The organism is Paenibacillus thiaminolyticus (assembly GCF_003591545.1).
Taxonomy (GTDB): Bacteria; Bacillota; Bacilli; order Paenibacillales; family Paenibacillaceae; genus Paenibacillus_B; species Paenibacillus_B thiaminolyticus_A.
Genome location: NZ_QYZD01000011.1, coordinates 1 through 20,393, shown reverse-complemented (window position 1 = coordinate 20,393; position 20,393 = coordinate 1). Strand labels below are relative to the sequence as shown.

At 48.2% G+C, this 20,393-nt stretch carries 12 protein-coding genes and 3 pseudogenes; 5 read left to right on the top strand and 10 right to left on the bottom strand.

Translation table 11 applies throughout. The features are described from left to right. Window positions 1-295: 295 nt before the first annotated feature. Together DQX05_RS13545 and DQX05_RS13540 are read right to left on the bottom strand one after the other, a co-directional pair. Window positions 296-1,363, bottom strand: coding sequence for an ATP-binding protein (locus tag DQX05_RS13545; RefSeq protein WP_119794136.1), 1,068 nt, complete (start codon window positions 1,361-1,363; stop codon window positions 296-298). Then, the gene (locus DQX05_RS13540) at window positions 1,360-2,760 is read right to left on the bottom strand and encodes a sugar phosphate nucleotidyltransferase (protein WP_119794135.1); all 1,401 of its coding nucleotides are present in this window, start codon (window positions 2,758-2,760) and stop codon (window positions 1,360-1,362) included. The genes DQX05_RS13545 and DQX05_RS13540 overlap by 4 nt, the downstream gene beginning before the upstream one ends. Before the next feature lie 697 nt (window positions 2,761-3,457). On the opposite strand from DQX05_RS13540, the gene DQX05_RS13535 reads away from it, so the two are divergent. Next, a complete protein-coding gene (locus DQX05_RS13535) occupies window positions 3,458-4,150 on the top strand; it encodes a response regulator transcription factor (RefSeq protein WP_119794134.1) in 693 nt (230 codons plus the stop codon). Here DQX05_RS13535 and DQX05_RS13530 read toward each other — a convergent pair. The 4 genes from DQX05_RS13530 to DQX05_RS13510 are packed head-to-tail and all read right to left on the bottom strand — an operon-like array spanning window position 4,145 to window position 13,050. Beyond that, window positions 4,145-8,581: a hypothetical protein gene (locus DQX05_RS13530; protein WP_259391978.1), complete on the bottom strand. Its 4,437-nt coding sequence runs from the start codon at window positions 8,579-8,581 to the stop codon at window positions 4,145-4,147. The two genes, DQX05_RS13535 and DQX05_RS13530, sit on opposite strands and share 6 nt — an antisense overlap. Window positions 8,582-8,607: 26 nt before the next feature. Then, complete coding sequence (locus tag DQX05_RS13525) at window positions 8,608-9,492, bottom strand: glycosyltransferase family A protein (RefSeq protein ID WP_119794133.1); 885 nt, start codon at window positions 9,490-9,492, stop codon at window positions 8,608-8,610. Further along, on the bottom strand, window positions 9,458-11,914 hold the full coding sequence (locus tag DQX05_RS32845; protein ID WP_310735668.1) for a glycosyltransferase: 2,457 nt from the start codon (window positions 11,912-11,914) through the stop codon (window positions 9,458-9,460). The genes DQX05_RS13525 and DQX05_RS32845 overlap by 35 nt, the downstream gene beginning before the upstream one ends. A 2-nt stretch (window positions 11,915-11,916) precedes the next feature. Beyond that, window positions 11,917-13,050: a glycosyltransferase family 2 protein gene (locus DQX05_RS13510; protein ID WP_119794132.1), complete on the bottom strand. Its 1,134-nt coding sequence runs from the start codon at window positions 13,048-13,050 to the stop codon at window positions 11,917-11,919. A gap of 181 nt (window positions 13,051-13,231) precedes the next feature. Here DQX05_RS13510 and DQX05_RS13505 point away from each other — a divergent pair. The 3 genes and pseudogenes from DQX05_RS13505 to DQX05_RS33145 all read left to right on the top strand — a co-directional run. Then, a pseudogene (locus tag DQX05_RS13505) lies at window positions 13,232-13,488 on the top strand (ISNCY family transposase); the annotation flags it as partial. Between the two features lie 68 nt (window positions 13,489-13,556). Beyond that, window positions 13,557-14,026 (top strand): annotated as a pseudogene (locus DQX05_RS13500) (vWA domain-containing protein); the annotation flags it as partial. A 443-nt stretch (window positions 14,027-14,469) separates the two neighbouring features. Then, on the top strand, window positions 14,470-14,829 hold the full coding sequence (locus DQX05_RS33145; RefSeq protein ID WP_119794130.1) for a transposase: 360 nt from the start codon (window positions 14,470-14,472) through the stop codon (window positions 14,827-14,829). A 406-nt stretch (window positions 14,830-15,235) separates the two neighbouring features. On the opposite strand, the gene DQX05_RS32050 is transcribed toward DQX05_RS33145, so the two are convergent. From DQX05_RS32050 to DQX05_RS13480, 3 genes and pseudogenes are all read right to left on the bottom strand, one after another. Beyond that, window positions 15,236-15,382, bottom strand: coding sequence for a peroxiredoxin (locus tag DQX05_RS32050; protein WP_259391977.1), 147 nt, complete (start codon window positions 15,380-15,382; stop codon window positions 15,236-15,238). A 58-nt stretch (window positions 15,383-15,440) separates the two neighbouring features. Then, window positions 15,441-15,893, bottom strand: a pseudogene (locus DQX05_RS13485) (redoxin domain-containing protein). 255 nt (window positions 15,894-16,148) lie between these two features. After that, a complete protein-coding gene (locus tag DQX05_RS13480; RefSeq protein ID WP_259391976.1) occupies window positions 16,149-16,856 on the bottom strand; it encodes a hypothetical protein in 708 nt (235 codons plus the stop codon). 495 nt (window positions 16,857-17,351) lie between these two features. Here DQX05_RS13480 and DQX05_RS13475 point away from each other — a divergent pair, with 495 nt between their 5' ends. Further along, window positions 17,352-18,632, top strand: coding sequence for a DUF3238 domain-containing protein (locus DQX05_RS13475; protein WP_119794129.1), 1,281 nt, complete (start codon window positions 17,352-17,354; stop codon window positions 18,630-18,632). A gap of 1,128 nt (window positions 18,633-19,760) precedes the next feature. Here DQX05_RS13475 and DQX05_RS13465 read toward each other — a convergent pair. Then, window positions 19,761-20,393, bottom strand: a 633-nt coding sequence (locus DQX05_RS13465) for an alpha-isopropylmalate synthase regulatory domain-containing protein (protein ID WP_310735667.1), incomplete at its 5' end; no start/stop codon positions are given.

Genomic DNA, 20,393 nt, shown 5'->3' with positions numbered 1-20,393 from the left:
GAGTCTGGTAATTCCGGGCGGGCGAATCTTGTACAGCTTCTTTCTCGGGAGGAAATTAGCCGGCATTCACCGGTGGAGGATCTGAAATTGCTGGGACGGGTGGTCGCGCAAGGCAAATTGACACCCATGATCGAAGCGGAAGCGTTCCGGGACGGAAATCGGAACTGTCTCAATGACTTGACCCAGCAAAGGATTTCAAATGGAATCGTGATACGATGTTTTAAGTAAAATCATCTACGATATTTTATTCAATGAATATGTATAATCACGGCAATGGAACAAACTCAAGAGGGACTTATTCCAAATTAGCAGGCTTCGGCATACGCAAGTGGAATGTACTTCCTCGTCCCAAATATGAGGTTAGTGAAATGTTCCCTCCATGGTCAGTCACAATTTTTTTAGCGATATATAGCCCTAGGCCGCTGCCCGTAATTTGATGGGATTTGGAATTGCTAACTCGAAAAAATTTATCGAACAGCTTACCATGCATCTCTTTGGGAATTCCGATTCCATAATCTCTCACATCGATGACATAACAACCTCCTTCTTCCGCAATCCGGATGAGTATGATTTCATTGCTGGGAGTATATTTAATCGCATTGTTGATTAAATTGTCAAAGACTTGAGTTATTCTGATTCGGTCCGCGTAGATAAATGCGTCATCAACCTCAGAACGTACGTTAATGAGATGCGAAGATTTCAAATTCCATCGTTCGGATACTTCCTGAATGAGTTCTACCAATGATACATAAGTTTTGTGATAGGTAAGGATCCCCGATTCCAGTTGCTCACTATCCAAAAAAACTTCAAGCAGATTGGACAACCGGTTCCCTTCCGCAGAGATGACTTCCATGTAACGCTTCCTGTTCTGTACGGAAATGTCGTATTGCATCAACATTTCCACATAGCCCAGCAGCGTGGTTAGAGGTGTCCTTAATTCATGGGAGGCAACGCTGATCATCTCGGTTCTCAGCTTATTGGCTCTCTCCTCTTCGGCGCATTCCCGGAATACCAGTAAATATCCGTAGCACATCGTTTGCGCGGAATCGGAAACCGGATTAAGATAAAATGAGAATAAGCGCTCATTACTGCGGGTATACAGGAACTCGGCATGATTCCAAGACAAATCTCCTCCTCGAAACGCCTGTATTCTCTTTGTGAGTTTATGGTCCTCCTCCTGAATGTAAGCATCAATCGCCTTTGTAAAAGCAGTAATTTCCCGTTCTGTCATATCCCCCAGGCCAAACAACTCTTCCAGCCTGCGGTTCATAAAAACAATCACTCCCATAGTATCACATTTAATGATACCTTCCTGTAATGATTCCAAATCATATGTACCAATGTCTTGTCGTTCTTCAATCATTTTTCTCTCATCGGTTTCAACTCAACCCCATTGGTTTTGCTAGTGCCCCCCCCCTCCGTGCTCCAGGGAGCAGCATAATGAATAATGTCGCTGTCTTCGAGTATTTTCGTGCCGAATTGCGATTCTATCAGTTCCAGGTCGCTGTGCGCCATAAGGGAGTGCTTCGTTCCGGGTTCAACGATAACGACCGTCCCCGCTTTCACGGGAAGCATTTGGCCGTCAATACATGCTTCGCCAGCTCCGGCAATAACGGTCCATATTTCTTTGCGCAGCACATGTTCATGGTAGCCGATAAAACGGCCTTCGGAAATCACAATCCGGCTGGTAACCGATTCTATTTCGCTCTCTTGCCTGGATGTCAACACCGTTTGCCTTCCCCACCAGGTTTCTTTAAATCGGGGGGAGATTTCTATTTGATCCACCATATCTTTAATGCCGGTTGACGCTTCCCGGTCGGTGACCAGAATACCGTCAGGTCCGGCTGCCACGACAATGTTGGGCACTTTCCATACGCTTACGGGTATGTCCAGTTCATTGATAATACGAGAGCCAAATGAAACGGGACAGACATAACCGGTCCCGCTAACCAGTTCCTCCATTTCTTCCGAAAGCGAATTCCATGTGCCTATATCTTTCCATCGGCCTTGATAGGGAGCGGCTACAAGGTGATTCGTTCGTTCTACCACCTCGATGTCGAAACTTTTACTTGGAAGCAGCTTGTACATGTCGAGCAGTTCATCGTAATTCGCCGGCAGGCCCCGTTTCCTCAACTCGCCAAGCATAAATCCAAGCCGAAATACGAACACGCCGCAGTTCCATAACGCCCCCTCGTCAATCAGCTTTTGAGCTTGAAGCGCAGAAGGTTTCTCTGCAAAAGTATGAACCCTGCAGCTTCCGTCCCTCTCGGCCGGGTGCTGCAGCACAATATAACCGAATTTTTCGGAAGGCGAGTCGGGAGCAACGCCCAAAAGCGCCATATCGGCACCCGAGCGTTCCAGCACGCCGGGCAGTTTGCTCAAGGCTTGAAAAAAGGAATCATCCGCATAGCCGTCTACCGGCATAACCCCTACCATTTCGTCAGGATGACAGCCCTCCTTGCTATGTAAGTAGGCGGAGGCCAAACTAATCGCCGGAAAGGTGTCCCTTCGCTCCGGCTCCTCCAAGATCGGCGCCAGATTGCCAACCTGCCCTTGAATCAGTTCCTTCTGTCCGAGGCCGGCTGAAAACAACAGCGCCTCCGCCAGACCCGCGTCGGAAAGCTGACGGCAAACCCGCTGCAGCATGCTTTCCGGTATTCCTTCATGCCGCAAAACAGGCAAAAATTGCTTGGGGCGGTTCGTGTTCGACAAAGGCCACAAACGCTTCCCCGCGCCGCCTGATAATAGTATAAGACGCATCTTTTCCCCACCTTGTAAGTTGATTACTAGAGCATACATTCTAAATTATTAAATCAAATTAATATTTCTTAGGATAGGAGCTTGTTTCCTGACTAGAGCTTGGACTAAATCTGATGTAAAATGATTCATAGGGAAGACCTCTTTTCTGTAAATTGTGTTGTGGTGACTTGATTCTACAAGAAAAGGTCTTCCATTTTGCTATTTATCTATTTACACAAGATATTTTACGCTCTCTTGCCGTTTCGCTGTCATCAAATAAGTACTCCAAATCTACCCCTCAATTTTGTCGATAACCTATTTAAAATGGCGCTAGATGGAACGTCCCTGCCACTTTCAATTTTGCTTAAATAGGCTTGTGAACAGATTTGCCAAAGCCTTCTGATTTAATCCTAATCCCAAAATCTTTCCGTTCTCAGCAGCACTTTCCGTATAAACCATATGGTGTTACTTCCCCATTCATCCCTTAATCCTTCAATCAAATTTTGGAATTTCTATACCCTCATTATAAGCTTCTATACATTTGTGTCCACATGGGGAATGGGACTTTCATATTTTCGAAATACAATATAACAATGCTTATTTAATCCTGGCGCTAAATCCGTGATATCGTTAAATTGCTTCGGAGTCAAAAAAAGGTCTTCCTTTTTGCTATTTATCTATTTACACAAGATACGCTCTCGGATAGAAGGGTGACATTATGAGTAACAAAGTACTGCTTATTGATGATGAGAAAAATTTAACCGACATGCTCTCTCTCTTCCTCGAAGAGAACGGGTACCAGGTTACAAGCTTCTACCATTCCCAGGAAGCGATGCAAATGCTGAAACAATATGAACCTGACATTATTGTCAGCGACCTGATGCTGCCCGAGATGGATGGCAATGAACTGGTTCGGGCGTTTCATGCCCATACTTCCGCGCCGGTTCTGATGATTTCGGCGAACACCCTGCTCGACGAACGTATTCGCGCGCTCGAAAACGGGGCGGATGATTTTCTGTGCAAGCCTTTCAGCCTAAAAGAACTGGACGCCAGGATCAAGGCTCTGCTTAGAAGATCGCATGACGCCCGGGAATCTCCAACCACCTCGCACTTTCCGGCTAAAAAGGGCGATCTCACCGTAAACGAGTACAGACGCAGTTTATTTGTGGAAGGCGAAGAGATAGAGGTAACTAACATCGAGTTTGAAATCATGAGGCAGTTGGACAGCTCTCCCGGAAAGGTCTTCACCCGCAATGAACTGCTCGACAGGATCAAGGGCAGTGAACGCGCCTACTTGGACCGCACCATCGATGTACATATTTCAAACCTGCGCAAAAAAATTGAACCCGATCCCAAAAATCCGCGTTACATCCTGACCGTATGGGGTGCCGGGTACAAGTACGTTTTATAGAGTTTTTTGAAAAAACCTCCTTTTCCTCTTTTTGCCCTGTTTATAACCCTTATTGGAGAACAGTTTGTCCGGCGCAAAAATACATACCGTACCAATCAACAGACTTAACACAAGCAATACGATGCCTACCTGGTAGAAGCGGCGGAGAATAATGACGATCTTGCCGCTTCCGCTCCCGGTCGTAATGAACCCGGTCGTCACACCGTTAATTGCGATCCGGGCTCTCTGTTTCTCCCCGTTTAGTTCAAGCTCCCACAGCGGATTCGGCGATTCGCTTTCATTGATCAGCACCTTCTTATTCTCCGGATTGTATAGCGTAAAATTACGGGTCATCGAATCTCCACGCTGAACCGTCACCTTGGGCGTATGCGGCTGGGAGGTGAAAAAGGGGCCGCTGCCGTCTCCTTCGTAAAGGATGAATTGATCGAGCATGATCATGTGCTTATACGGGATGACCGAATAATTTTTCATCCGAAAATAACCCTGTTCCTGACGATCTCCCCTCGCCAAAACTTGAATCCGCATCTGTACCGTTCCTTGGGGCGCTTTCACGATCTGCTCATAATGGTTCCACTTGTTTTTGCTACTCTCTTCGACTTCATCAATATAGGAAGCTTCAATAATTTCAGCTTTATCGTTAAAAAACACCACTTTCAAATGCCGGTCGGGAGCGTTCTCCGATACTGCGTCGAATCTCACCAAATACTCTCCGCCCGCTTCCGCAGGCATCATGTCTGAGGCATAAGTGTACCAACCGCATGAATCGGTGGGGGCATATCGGATTTCAAGCTGGTCCTCAGATGTTTGCAGCTCAGATCGCCCCAAAGCGAGACGAACGCACTGCTCCTCTGAATCCACCGGCGCGGCCGCCGCTTTGTCAGGCTCGAGTACCGGCAGCTTAAAATCCGATAGCGAGCTTAGCGACGGTACGGAACTGTTGAAGCCGATCGACAACGTATAGCTTCCCTTAACCAAGTGCAAATTCCGGATTTCATGACGTCCGTAATCCGCCAAAACCGCAGGCAGCCGAAGCAGCTTTTTGGAGAATGTCTCCTGCAAATGGTCGACCTCGATCACTGTATCCGCTGCCTGGCTTTCCCTTTGCTCCGACGCTTGTATGGTCCGTTTGATCATTTCTCCGGTCGCCTGATTAGTAAATGTTACAGTCAACCCGCCGTGGTAACCGGACGGCAAATTGGCAAGCAGCGCCGCCGAATAATCGCCGTCCCGCAAAATTTCCACGGTTCTGCGCAGCTCCCCGTTCTGGTAGCTGATTCCGCGTCCCATGCTCAATTTCGGGTAAGACCGGTCGCTCTGGATGTTCCCGGAACCCGTAAAGTCGTTCTCCGCCTCCAGCACCAAAAACAGGTTGGCCTGTTCAATCGCTTGCTTGACGGGGAGCTCCAACTCCTCCCGCTTCTCATCGGGAACGACCGCCAACATATTGACGGCATTAAATCCCGCGATATTGGTGACTGAGACATCCACCTCCCCCTCCGGTATCAGATGCCGCCCCAGATCCACCCATTGAAACTGGTTGACGCTGTCATCTTTGGTCGGCACGTCGACAGTGCCGTCAGGCAGCGTCACACGAATGCTCCCGCCCGCTTTATTAACCAGCACCCGTGCGTAGATCCGCGATAGCTGCTGTTTTTCAAAGGTTTTATGCATAACAAAGGTGTTTGGTTTCTTATATGCCGCCAAATCGGCCAAATCAATATCATGAATCAACCAATAGGTATTCTGCTCCGGTCGCTGCATGGTCAGCAGGTCGACCCGCATCTGTTTGGTGCCTAACGGGGTTATAAATTCCCCGTAAAAACGGGCCCCGTCAAAGTCATTTTCCATCGTAGGAGCTACGATATAATTAATCCCGAGCTCATTCATGTTTTCGTCGTAAAAACGGGCCTTGAAATGCAATTTGTTCGTTCCCTTGCCTGAAGCCGTGATGGAAAATTTATACGGATTGTTTTCCTTTGCCTCCAGCAAGCCCGATTTTGCGACCTGCCAGATGTTCTTCGGTTCTCCTTTCATAATCTCTCCGTACAGCTCGGGCAACCGATTCGTTGGACTTGAGGGGGCGGCCTGTATCTTGAACAGTTCCGGGTTATCGGCGGTAAAAAATTTCTGCTGGCTCAGCATGCCGTTAAGATCGAGAACCGTCTTCCCTTTGACCCGGTCCATCATATAAGGAGCGACATCCAGTTTGCTGGTTGCAAAGGTAACGGCAGTACCGGCGTTCAGGTCCATATCAAAGGGATAATTGCCGATATTTTGAGAGGCCAAATACCACAGCCATTCATTGTTGGAAACCAGCGTTTTCGACCATTTCAGATAAGCGTTCCCGTCTTCGATGGCATCGAACGGGCGCAGGTAATATTTATCGGGAAGCTGGGACAACAGCAGATCATCAAAGGAAGCCGCCTCCAGATAATCCCCTTTGCTCACGGTCTCTAATATCGGCAGCGAGGGGGTTAAGCCCGTGAACAGCACCGCGAAATCGGAGAAGCCGAAGCTGGGTTGATGACTGTAGCTTTCCATGCGGCCGAAGCCGTAAGGTGTAACCACCTTGCGCGGGACGACATACATGTAGGGCAGCTTGTTATCAAGCTGATACAATGAGAAATAGCGATTATTGTACGTATTGTTCAGCCCCTCCTGTATATTTAGCAGCTCTTTGTTGAACGCCTGCCGCTCTTCCTGTCCGGCATATTCTTGATGATAAACAAGCTGGTTGATTCCGAATGGAACGAACAGCTCACCCAACTTGGAACTGAGACCATTATCGAGCAAATATTGGAGAAAATTGAGATAATACGTGATGCTCGGCGCATTCCCCTCATGGTGAAACAAGGTGTTCTCGGACGAGGAATATACCTGAAAGTCGCCGGTCGCTTTTTCCATGGAGGTATTTCCTTTATTCCACACCGGTGTAGCCACGCCGTTATAACTCTGAATCATATTGTCGGCGATGGGGAAATAAAGCACTTTGCTCCCCGGCCGTTTGGAGTCAGTCAGCTTTGCGTCCAGTTCGCTGTACTCCTCAGGAACCTTGACCGGCTTATAGTAGCCCTTAATGAACTCTTCTCGAAGCGGATTATTATAGACCCACAAGCAGCCCAGAACAAAAAACACCCCCGCCGCTTTCACAACACGGGAGCAGCCCGGCGGCTTCAGCCACTCCAACGCCCGAATAACGCCAAAGGACAGCAATACGCTGAAATTGACGGCGATAAGTCCCACAATTTTGTTAGGGTCGCGAAAAATATTACCGATGATTGGCGTCTTGGTAACCAGCAGGACAAACGCATTCGCAAACAGCGGGATTTTTACCCCCGTCGCCACGATCACGAAAAAAAACGTCAGCAACGTAAAAATTAAAATTATCGAAAACCGGCGTGAATCCGTCAGCATGCTTAATGCAATCAACGCCAGCAGGACGCCGCCGCCAACGTAAAAGGAGACCGGCAAGCGATCCAGCGGAAACATCGGCCACCAGTAGCTGGTGAAGTAAAGCACATTGACCAGGCTGCTATTCCTGCTGAACAGGGACAGCGTATCCACCACATTGATGTTGTTCTGGGACACCTGTGCATCCATCAAGATGCTGCCGACATATAAGGACAGCCAGTAGAAGCTTAGCAGCGTGAAAAAGAGGCCGAAAAGGGCTCCTTTGAGCAGAAAGTTCCGGTACAACGCCCTTAGTTCGGACCACCCGCTCTTGCGGTAAACCCAGCCCAGCTTGATTGCCAGTAAAACCGCGAACATCCCCAAGTAGATCAGACCGTAAAAAAAGTAGTGGATCGCCGCCGCGCTAACGGTAAAAACAGTGGCAAGCAGAAACAAGTCAACATTGCGGCGGTGCAGCCTGCGAAAATCGTCATTTTTGATCCGCCGCATCTGAAATTTCGGATCAAATGCGCGGAAGAAAAATAGGAGCACAAGCGGGAACAAGCTGTACCCGCACAATAAATAAATATGCTGAATGCGAAAAACAACCCAAGGGTTGAGCGCGTAAAACAAAGCCCCCGGAAGCAACGCCATCATGCGGACAGGCGTATAGTCATCGGGATAATACACATCGGCCAGCCTTTTTGTAAACAGGTACATCGATAGCGCCGAGACCAGCAGCAGACAGGTGATAAATGACTTGAGCAGAACCTCGCCGCTCCCCCCGAAGGCAAGGGACAATAAATAAAACGGCAAAATGTACAGCATCCTCGGCGCGTTGAGCATGGTTGATGTAGACCAGCGTTCATTCCAAACGCCAATAATTTCCTCCATGTAACGGTCCGAACGATCGCCAAAGGCCAAATCGCTGAACACGATTTGCCCCGGGCTGTAAATGGGAGCCAGAAATAGCAGTACGAACAGCAATATCGTGCCGATTGCGATCAGGTCGTAGCGGTACACGTAAATCCAGCGCCTCATGGGCTGTCCTCCTCTATCCGCGGCAGCTACTTGCTGAACAGCCGTGATTTCAACAAAGCTGCGGCTCCGATAAGGCTAAGGCATAGATACATATACAACATGGCGACGGTCAAAATCGGATGCTTAATATACTTCAGCAGGTTAGCCCGGCTGTACAGTACCGGACGGAAAAAATACCAGCGCTCCAGCGCTTTTCGGAAGCCCTCCCGCTCCGAGGTCAGCGTTCGGTCCATCACTGAGAAATAATAGGCTTTTTTGCTGAGCAGCTCGCGCAGCAGTACTTTTTTCTCATCGTGATATATTCTACTGAACGTCGCGCGCCGGACAATCCCGCCCATCTCGATGTAGCGCAGTGTAGGCTGGATCTCTTCAAACGAAATCTGCTCCGCGTTAAAGCCCCCGACATGAAGGAAAGCTTCCATCCTCCAGAAGCGCGCCGCCTCGATGGACCGCTTCCCCAGCTCTTCCCCGGCGTTGTTGATGACATTCCGTTCAAATACTTTGACTTTGGAAAAAAAATTGTCGGCATGCGTAAACGCCTGTTCAGGCACCACAAGCGCGCCCACCTGCGGATGAGCTGTGAAATATTCGATGCCGCGGCGGACCAAATGATCGTCCAGAATCATATCGGAATCGATCACGAGCAAATACTCCACTCCCGCCTGCTGTGCCGCTTCCACCGCCTTGACCCGCGCAACGCCGCGTTCGCCGTGCGGCAGCTCGAGCAGCGTAACGGGATATGGACTGGCGAGCGCCTTGCTTCTGATCGTCGCGACCGTATCATCCGTGGAGCCGTCATCCGCAATAATGATTTCCAGGCAGGGGTAATTTTGCTTCAAACAGCTGTCCAGACACACCTCAACGCTGAAGCCGTTATTATATGTCGTAAATACGATGCCTACTTTCTTCATGATGGCGTGCTCCTTTCGTCAAGCTGTCCATCCATTTGCCGAACACGGCTCCGGTATTGTCGAAATGAAATTGGAGCGAGTATTGATGCGCCCGCCGGCGTATCGCTTCATACTCATCGGGGTTTTCGATGACTCTTTGCATTTGCGACGCCAAACCGTGCACATCTCCATGGATCGTCAAATAGCCGCATTTGCCAAAATCCGTCGCATCCACAAGTCCGGCCGTGTTGCTCACGATACTTGGCGTGCCTACCGCCGCAGCCTCCGTAACGGTCAGTCCCCATCCCTCGCGAAGCGAAGGAAAGACAAGCGCATGGGCACGGCTCATCAGCTCCAGCTTCTTCTCCTGCGAGACAAAGCCATGAAAGAAAACGTCCGTATCCTGCGCGGTTCCCTGATGGCGGTCCGTCTCTAAGCTCCGCAAGCCGTACCGTTTCATAATCGGCAGCAATTCCTTTTCCACATACGCTTTATTGGTTTTTCCGGCAATCCACAAGACCGCATCGGGATAGACCCGTTTTAATTCCCCGAAAGCAAGCATCGCTAGATCGATGCCTTTATAATTGACAAACCTCCCCACATACAGAAACGTAGGCCGCTGCTGCTTGACCAGAAAGCGCTGCTCCGGCCAATGCTCAAACTCGATCCCCTCGGGAATGACCTGGATGCGGCCCGGATGAAAGCCCAACTTCACCAAATCGTTGCGGGTCGAGGGGGAAACCGTAATCGCACGGTCCTTCCTGGCCAAGCGGAGCAGCAGCGGCTCCAGCACATAACCGATGGCTCCGAGCGGCCCCAGATTTTGCAGCCAGATTTCCCTCGTCAACTGATGGATAAAAAAGATGCGCTTAGACTCCGTCACCCAAAATCGGGTGAAAAACTGGTGGGTATTGCATTGATTGACCACAAAATCGATGGTTTTACGGTGACGCCAATAGTACAACATCGCATGAACGATCACGCTAAACGTATTGCCGGCTCTCAGGTAAGTTACTCCATCGGCCTCCTCCCGCTTTTTGGCGCCGGGGAAATACGGCGAGAAATGAATAAAACGCAAGCTCCGATTAGCAGAGCGCTTTAGCATTTCATGCGTGAATATTTCCGCCCCGCCGCTTTTCGGGGAGAAGACATCCCGCCACGACAGCAGCAAAATGACGGTTTCCCCGGAATTACTGCGGATATTTCTCATGCCTAACCCTCTCTCTATCCGTTTAAAGCCCAGCGCCGCGTCCACGGTAAATCCGGCCGCAAACAACCCGTATACGGCAAGCTGCGCAAGCTGAAAATCTTCCGGCGTACGATGCCGGATACCGAACCATAGGAGCAGCACCGACGCCCCGGCCGCAAGCCACAGCATAAAGCGTCTGCGCCCTGTCAGCACATGCAGGTGCGCAAAAAACAGCACGACCGAAAGCAGCCAGTACACCATGCCTCCGAGCGGAAGATAATGCTCTGCCACCTGATAATCCGGACCGAACAATAGAGGGATGGACTTCGGAAACAACCAGGCGGATCCAGCATAAACAAAACCCGCGCAGCCCAGCATAAATCCCCCGAATATCAGAATCAGCTTCCTCAGTGCGGCCCTATCTCCCCCCTTTGCTCCAAGTTTGGGCACAAATGCCGTAATCACGCTGAATGCCACAAAATATACGAGTTGACTGTACTTGAGCGCAATCGCGTAGATGCCGGCATCCGCCGCCAAATAGTGCTGCACCGCGAGCATATCAATCGAAGTGAAGAACAGAACGAACACATTCATGATCAGCGTGTCCAACCATTCACGGCCCAAACTCTTGAACAGCTTTCCGCGAAGCGAACCGCGCAGGAGGCCGGGTTTTGCTCCACCCACAATCAAGCCATGCGCAAAAGCCAGAAGCATGCCTATAGCAAGCGCCAGCATCACATGCCATAATTGCAGACCTAACCGGACACAAACGAAGAAGACGGTAAGCTTGCCCGCAACCTCGATGTAAAAATTGACGTTAAGCGCCAGCATCTGCTCTCGCCCCTGCATGATCCCTCTGAACAAACTAACCATAATATGTATGGACACAACAACGTACAGCAGGACTAACGCTCCGCCGTCCACTTGGAGAAAGCGGGCGAACAGCGGGTGGGCGGCTGCCAGCACAACAAAAACAGCGGCGGCAGTCAGAGCCGGAACAAGCGCCCCGCCCGGAAACTCGCGGCCATCCCCGTTTTGCGTGTTATGGGAGTTTTGCGAGACAAGCTTGGCTGCCACCAGTTGTACGGATAAGCCGAGTACGGACAGCAGCGCAAACAAGGCCAGCAAAGCGTTGGCCTGCCCATACTGTTCCTCCGTCAAATACCAGCTTGCGGCAATGTGAAAGAAGAAATTGAACGCATTCAGCAGTACATTAAACAACGGAAAAACGAGCGATCGCCACTGCCACATCATAGTTACTTGATCCGCCGATCAAGACGCCATATATCCACCAGCGAACGCACAAACCGAACGGAATCCCGCCACACGACGATGTGCGAACCGTCGCGGTCAATGCACTCGACAGGCAGTTGTAGCACCCTAAGCTTCAGCTTCTTGGCGATGAACATCATTTCCAGATCAACGGCCAGTCCGAATTCTTCTTTTAAATGGGGGAACATCCGTCTCACAGCAACGGCACTCATCACCTTCAGACCGGTCTGCGAGTCTATGACCCCTTCGGGCAAAAAGGGCTTGGACACGATGCGCTTGCACAGGCTGATCCAAAACCTCAACCACGACCGGTTCTTCGCGGAGTTGTCTTTCGTGCCGATGATGATGTCATAGTATCCCATTTTGACAATATTGATCATCCGAGCAATATCCTCGATAGAAAAAGAGTCGTCGGCGTCCACAAACACAAAATAATCGGCTTCAATGGTGCGCATCCCTTCAAGATAAGTGCCGGCTTTACGGGTATTCCTCCCCAATTTTCTGGCGTTCACAAGCGGAATGACATCTTCGTTTATCCTGCCTACCGTCAGGTTCGTCTCCCGTTCTATCCCTTCAAGCATTTCCAAAGTCCGATCCTCGCTGCCGTCGTCGATCAAATAAATGGAGCCCTCAATAATATGGGTACGAATAAAGGCCTGCAGGCGTTCGCAAAAGCGGCGCACATGCTTAAAACGCTCTTCTTCATTGTAAACAGAGAGGATAAAAGCGGTATGCGGACCTTCCGAGAGGAACTCCGGATGAAAGAGTCGCTGAATTTCCAGCAGCAGCTTGCTCCGGTAATTCTCCTTCCATTGGATCATACTTATTCTTCCAACTCCGCGAATACGGATGAGATCATTATCGTTTAACGCGGCTCCTATTTCTGTGATGATGAGCAGCGCAACCTCCGGCATCGAAGCGCGGATGATATTGGAGGCATAAATAGCCCGTTTGGGGTCCTTATAATCGATGATGCAGCAAAGTACGGCCTTAAACCGGATATCCGCATGCGGCTCTTCGTAATAAACAACCGAATAGAAACGATTAATTTCCGTATAAGGAATTTTTCTCTCTCTGTCCGTAAAAATTACAACATCCCCCACAAATAAAACCTCCATCCCTCTATTTTCATTGTGCAAAACGAATTTTAAAAAGGTTTGCGCGAAAGTATAAAGGAATTATGAAGTTTATTTGTTCTTATTTAACAATTTATGGGCTTATTTGAATATGGAAACATGCGTAATATACGGGAGATTCGAATTATCAGCACATAACCCTTGTCCCGCCGCGCAAATTTAGCTTGGCGATGCCATTGACTTAACCAAAAAACTGGTGAATCAGGCGAAGCAAGTGGTAGCAGGTAATCGAATCATTCCCGACCGAATCATCAGTTTCTTTAATCCGGAAGCAAGACCAATGAAGAAGGGAAAGCTCTTTCCAAGACGGCCGAATTCGGATACGCCCGGATCGATGAAACGGAAAGCGGGTTCGTCACCGAATACGAATTATATAAAGGCAATCCGTGCGACAACGAAATGTTAGTGCCAGCCGTGCAATACTTTACCGGCTCAAAAACCTAGGTCGGCTTAGGAATCTGGGTTCATAACCTCAGAAAAGCGGCGTTCCGTTCCTCATCCTGCTGTCCGATGGCGGCACTGATTTCGGCTATGCTTCCCGGGGAAGAACGGTGGAGGATTCCAACCGGGACGTGAAGCAAGTCCAATCGCAAGGCTATCCCATCTACACGATCGGCCTGAACCATGACCGCTCAGTCAACAAGGAAGAGCTGGAGCGGATCGCCAAGCAGACGGGCGGAATATCGTTCATTACCGACAGCGCGGATGATTTTCCCGATATTTTCAATCAAATCTTCGCCTACCAGATTCAGTCCGTTCTCGTAACGGTCGCCGCCGTAACGGCAACCGGCAGGAGGTGAAGGTGCCGATTCCGAACTCCAGCATGAGCGAAGCTAATATTATATTGCTGTCTTCGCATCCGCTGCGGGAATCCCAGCTGTATTACAGCTCCAAAAACGTGCGCATGTACGAGTCGAATAAATACCGTCTGATGAAATTCATTCGCCCCGAACAGGGATGCCCTGGCCTCCCGGCTTCAGCCGCCTACGAATAATAAACTGGAAGTCGCTCAAGTCAGGTGCGGTCTCCACAGTACGTCCGCATTCACTGCCGGAATCGGGCTGATATGCTGATAGGGGAAGAGCCCGGGCGTCCACCCCGGCTCTTCCTGTTATCGCTTCATAAGTATCCGCTGCACTCTAGCTCCCGCCCCGGGACATCGATTCTTGGTCCGCCGCCTGATCCGGAAGGCGGTGACCTTGCAGCCTCTCCTTCAGCGCCCATTTGAGATGCTCCGCATAGAGCGCGATCCGGAACGGATTCAGCAGGGCGCTTGCGGGCGTTCATGGCCAATCCTTCGTAATGACACGGGCCAGCAGAGGGGGCATGTCCCGGCTCCGCTGCCGGATTGGCTCAACCTGATCCCGGCTTACGAATGTCTGGGATAAGTCCGCGGATCAAATCTGCGAGATCTACCGGTGCCGTTGGAAGATTGAATTGTTCTTTAAGTGGATGAAGCAGCATATCAGCTTAGTCCATTTGTACAGTTCACATCCAGAGGCAGTATGGAATCAGATTTTTTTAGCCATGATCGCGTATGGTTTAGTCATGTTGGTCCGTAAGGAGGCCGACACCACTCAAACGCTATGGTCATTTCTAAAGCTGCTTCGGGCCTACATGAACAAGGCGTGGGACCAATTTCTGTTGGCGCTGCACCGCAAACCGACCAAGCACTCGAAGGGTAGGCGAAAGAAACGAAAGGGTGGTCGGTCGCGAAAACATCCAAAGCAGTATAAGACTGTTAAAGTGGTAGTGAAGTAGATAAAAATGGCATATATACATTTGCTGGTAACATGTCCCTATGGTTTAGTGGGAGATCGACTTTTTGCTCTTTCAAAAAAAGCAGATGTAAATATTTATAAATACTGACCGCTCGTCCCATATCAGGGGCATGAAGTTTTTTTCATGTCAGGTTCTATGAAAGGCTAGTGCGAAAATACTGCATTATTGCAGGATTCCTCTCTCATGCTCCAGCAAACGGGCGCAACAAAACCCGGAAGCGAGATCGCCCCGGGCTCCGGTTCCCCTGACACCTCAGTTGAAGTTAATCTGGAACTTTCTCAGCCCAAATAGCCAATTAGACTTTCCTCCCGAAAATCAATCCCCGCCCCCTGGAGACCGTTTGGGTTAGAATCCAGCTAATCGGTCCGTTCGAAGCCGAATGCGGCTATCCCTGCTTCATACAGAACCACCAATCATAACATTTCAATTGGCCGGCTTGTGACATTTTCGTTCGCTCGGCGGCTTCCTGCACGGTTCGTGCCGCAGGCAGGATCAACTGACTGCCGATAATCTCATTATTCGGCCAATTCACAGGTGTGGCTGCTTGATTGGCATCCACGGCTTGCAAGGCTTGCACGGCCCGTAAGATTTCATAAACATTGCGCCCTACCGTCAGGGTAAGTCAGCATCAGCCGGATGATGCCCCTCGGGTCGACAATAAATACACTGCGTACTGTATGTGTGCCTAAGGCAGGATGAATCATTCCTAATTTCTTCGCTAAGTTGCCCAGTCCATCCGCGATAATCGGGAACGTAATGTCACGCCGAAGCACTGACGAATCCATTCGATCCATTTGATATGAGAAAATACCTGCTCCACCGACAAACCGATCAGCTCGGTATTTTTATTTTCGGAACTCCGGATGCAACTGTTCAAAAGCAATAAATTCCGTCGTGCACACCGGCGTGAAGTCCCCGGGATGGCTGAACAGAATAAACCATCGTCCCTGAAAAGCACCTGGCAGCGATAACTCTCCGAACGTAGTCTGAACCGTCACTTCAGGAAAGCGTTCCCCAATGAAAGGAACTGACCGCTCTGTCATAGCGATACCTCCAAAATCTCATATTGCTTTATCCTATTCAGAGGCATCCGCCGAGAAAATTGTCCTGCGAAAATAAATGCAGGCGCTTACAATTGCTTCATCCTGCTGTATCCGGCTTTGTCCTTCGCGACGCGCACCTGCGGGTCCCAAGATGGCGAGACCGGAAATATGATCATGTTCTTGAGGAGGCATGTTCTCAGGCGGACGAAACCAAAAAAGGACAGACTAAGCTGCCCTATACTCTGTATTATTCTCCTATCGGTTCAAAAATGGCGACCTGCCGCTTCCCTGATTATGCCGCAGCTTCTGGCGCTTGTCCGCAATGACGGCCATGACGGAACGCCCCGGCTCCAGCCGTTCATACATATTTTCAAAAAAACGGTTCAACGGATTGCCGCACTCGGTGTGCCAATGAACAAGCTCCCCATAGGGGAGATCGGTAAGAACAATATCGATTCCGCCTGCTTGTGGCGCCATATCCGCGTCTCCATTTGCCGTAATATCATGATGAAATGAGCAAGTTTCTTCTATGTAGGATTGCGGTATGAGCGAGGCCAGCTTCTCGACACTGTCCAGCGCCTCGCGATGAGAGGGCTTATTGTATTGCTCCAGCAGCTGCGCCAGCTCCTCCTTGCGCCTGCTCATCCCGTCCGCGGACAGCAGGGACAGATTCTTCTCGGCGATGCCGAGCACCTCCGAGTTCACATCGGAGGCGACGATCCGCTTCATTCGATGGCCGTGCAGCAGCCCGACGACCGTAAGCATATACGCGCCGCCGCAGCACGGATCATAGACAGAATACGGCTCATCATGCCCTTTGCCCTCCAGATGCAGGAAGCATCTCTGCATAATCTCGCTGGCGAGCCTTACCGGAAAAGCCGTCGTCCCCCGCGCATTATACAGCACCCTTCCGCTGGCAAAATCTTCATAGCCGCTTGGCTTCGTCTCAAACATATATTTCATTGCGTATACCTTTCACCCAGTATTGGAAAAACATATTGTATTCCAATATACACCATCGGGACGAATTGGGCTATCCCGCCACTTGGATGACCAAGGGGAAACGCAATGTTTTTGTACTTCCAGAGTGGAAAAAAACACAATTCTCCATATAAAGGTGGACATGAAGGGGTTCTTCTTCTAGCGAGGCAACTTTCTATATATAGTGCTGATATCGCGCAAAAAAACTCTATATACAGTGCAAACTATCTCTTTCACAGAAATATGTCTACTATTTGGAAGACATTCTCCTTTGTTTTCCACTGTGGAAGGAGAATTTCATAACATGCAAGAATATACATCTGCTAATGAATCGGGATTCATTTTAGATAATGTTACGACCGCTGCTTTTGCTGTATACCAACAGCCCAGGGAAATTACATTATATTGACTTTTTTTGAAAATATAATTATATTCTGATTATAAAGAAAAATTATCCACAAAGGGAGGTGATTAGTAATGAAAAGGAATTTATTTTTTCTAGTTCTATTCCTTGTTATGGTTTGTTCTAGCCCATCATTTGTCTCTGCAAAGAATGAAGCAGTCCTCCAGATTAAAAGTTTTAAAAATGCGATCGAGATAAATACACTTAACCATGAGGGCAAGACCGTTGTAGAGGACTTAGACCAAGACCGTAAAGTAGTATATGAAGGTTTCGATCAAAAAATCGTACTAGATAATCTGGAATCTAATACATTATATCGTTACAAAGTTAACTTATTGAATAATTCGGGATCCGAAGAGACTGTTTATTATTTTTCAACAGAAACAGAAAATAGTGGTTTTGAAACTATGAGTTTTGGTGAAAACATAAGCTTATCTGCTGATGCCATTGTAACAGGAGACAAAGTTGTACTTACATGGAAAGATGTACCTGGGGTTAACAAGTACCAAGTATATAAAGACAACCAATTTATAGGTGAAGTCCAATCAACCATTTTCATAGATGATTCAAAAATGATTAATACCTACAACATTTATGAAATTCAATTTGAAGTCCCTTTAACCAATAACGAGAAGCAAGAGTTACAAGCTTTTTATGAAAGCAATGGAAAAAAACTTAGCGAAAATGAGTTAAATACCCTTGCAAAAAAACCTTACAGTATTGTTAAAGTTGTTGACGCCTCTATTGTTATTCCTGAATTACAACTTGCCGCAATCAATAATTCGTTTAAATGGACTTATAAAACATTTATCCCAATGGAATGGGCTGAAGATCCTTGGTATAATTTCAAAACATGGGGTGAAAACATAAAATATTTTAAAGGAGATAATAGAGGATTCAGTTCTACCTCAGAAGCATACAGAACTAAAACTGTAGGAGACAGCATTTTCTATACCGACTCAACAGTAGCTTCTGAAGCTTTCTTTAAAGATGTTTCCACAACTTATGCTTATGATGAAAATAAAAAATTGGTAGGCTCAAAGAGAGACTCGGGTGCATATATTAATCGGATTATAAACAGTACATCTACAAGTAAAGTTGATATTACCGTTTTCCACAAATCCGGAAATCCATACGCTGTTCAAGGGGCGGAAATAGATTATCAAATGAGAGTTATTACACAAAAAGGAGGTTCCTACAGTTTTGAAGGAGTTCATGACCGAGCTCCCTCTCATGAACTATATGTTCGACTTAGTAATGATAGAACTGTTACGATATTCAATCATCCTCATGAGGGATTCGAGTATTTGGGAGCACCAAGTACTTTAGCAAGATCTTTTAAAGTAACAAATTAAAGAACAAACGCCTGTTGACACCTTTTGATGTCTACAGGCGTTTGTTATAAACTGGACTAAAGTACTTCTATATTCCTTGTATAATAAAAAGCGCCTTACAATAAGTATAGGTTTTCAACAAATTACAGGAGTAACCCCCTTCATGAACAAAAATCCATGTCCCCGCTCCGTCAATTATTGCGAAAGCGGATTGCGATTATAATTTGTGTTCGTTATTACTCATTACGGCTAACGAAACTTGTGACGAAGGAGATTCAGCGGCAGCAGTGAAAAAATGGACTTCAACTCGGGGATCGACCTAGTGGATACTCCTGATTTCCACTAGCCGAATTTCCTATGTGAGAAAATGTTACGGTTACGGTGTGAAATCACACTTAAAGGAGCCGTATGATCAAGGGCAACATCCCAGTAAAGGAGCAAAGACAGCGTCTACACCTCGAGAGGTTGAACCCAAGGAATATAAGGGGTTAGACACAGCGTAATATGGGAGAGGAGTCGACGAAGGGAGGAACGGAGCGGATAACCAGAAATACGATCACAAGACTTATTAACAGAGCAGGAATAGCAAACCAATCTCTATTCTCAACACAGTTTCCTCTAGAAATTGCTATTGGGATGTTCAATGGTTGAACCTCTAAGAATGATTGAAAAACATTCAATTACAGGGAGGAATAACATTGATTCGAATCATGGCTTCACTTGTGTCGGCTCTCGTACTTTCTTTTATTTTCACAATAATTAATCATAATAATAGTGAAGGGGTATTATATTATTCATTCTCCACTAAATTTCTCAACGGTTCATTATTATTGTTTTGCATTTATTTTTTTATCGGAACCCCCATTTCTTTCTATATAGATAAAAATATCCAGAATACTAACAAATTTAAACAAATCGCACAGTATTTTTTTGTTGGGGTCTTGCTAGGGATGATATTTGTTATCATCAAACCAATCCATCATTTTATGTCTGGTATTCAGTTAGTGCTCATTTTTGGGGTTGCTAGTTGTATATTCGCTCTGTTTCTCCAACTTTTTCGGTTTATTTTCAAAAAAAGATGACCCCTATTAAGAGGTCATCGGCAAAGCCGTTTGGGCCGGATGGGCCGAAACCAACCATGAAAAAATATTAGATCAGCCCAATCTTGTCGTGGCGGCTGCTGCCGCCCAGCTTGCGCTTATCGATGAGGCGGTTGAGCGCATCCACGTAAGCGCGGGCGCTTGCCTCGAGAATATCGGTGCTGACGCCGCGTCCCAGTGCGGGCATGTCGTCCTGCGTCAGGACGACATGGACTTCGCCGAGAGCGTCCTTGCCGTGCGTAACCGATTTGATGGAGTAATCGGTAAGTTCAACGTCTTCCCGTGACGCCTTGTCAATCGCCATATAGATGGCGTCGACGGAGCCGTTGCCGCTCGCTTCCTCTTCCAGCACCTTCCCGTCGATCGTAACGAGGCGAACCTTCGCCGAGGGTACGGATTGGTTGCCGTACTCCACATAGACGGTCTCCAGCTTGAACATTTCCGGCGTGTCGATCAGCTTCTCCTCGATCATGGCGCGAATGTCTTCATCCGACACTTCTTTCTTCTTGTCCGCGACATCCTTAAACTTGGCGAAGGCGGCATTGACCTGCTCTTCGCTGAGCGTGTAGCCCAGATCGATCAGTTTCTCGCGGAACGCATGGCGGCCCGAGTGCTTGCCGAGCACGAGCTTGCTTTCCTTGAGGCCGATGGTCTCCGGAGAAATAATCTCGTATGTCGTCTT

Excerpts from the sequence above, each read along its gene's own strand:
- DQX05_RS13545 (WP_119794136.1), bottom strand. The coding sequence starts at position 1,363 with ATGATTGAAGAACGACAAGACATTGGTACATATGATTTGGAATCATTA.
- DQX05_RS13540 (WP_119794135.1), bottom strand. The coding sequence starts at position 2,760 with ATGCGTCTTATACTATTATCAGGCGGCGCGGGGAAGCGTTTGTGGCCT.
- DQX05_RS13535 (WP_119794134.1), top strand. The coding sequence starts at position 3,458 with ATGAGTAACAAAGTACTGCTTATTGATGATGAGAAAAATTTAACCGAC.
- DQX05_RS13530 (WP_259391978.1), bottom strand. The coding sequence starts at position 8,581 with ATGAGGCGCTGGATTTACGTGTACCGCTACGACCTGATCGCAATCGGC.
- DQX05_RS13525 (WP_119794133.1), bottom strand. The coding sequence starts at position 9,492 with ATGAAGAAAGTAGGCATCGTATTTACGACATATAATAACGGCTTCAGC.
- DQX05_RS32845 (WP_310735668.1), bottom strand. The coding sequence starts at position 11,914 with ATGATGTGGCAGTGGCGATCGCTCGTTTTTCCGTTGTTTAATGTACTG.
- DQX05_RS13510 (WP_119794132.1), bottom strand. The coding sequence starts at position 13,050 with ATGGAGGTTTTATTTGTGGGGGATGTTGTAATTTTTACGGACAGAGAG.
- DQX05_RS13480 (WP_259391976.1), bottom strand. The coding sequence starts at position 16,856 with ATGAAATATATGTTTGAGACGAAGCCAAGCGGCTATGAAGATTTTGCC.
- DQX05_RS13475 (WP_119794129.1), top strand. The coding sequence starts at position 17,352 with ATGAAAAGGAATTTATTTTTTCTAGTTCTATTCCTTGTTATGGTTTGT.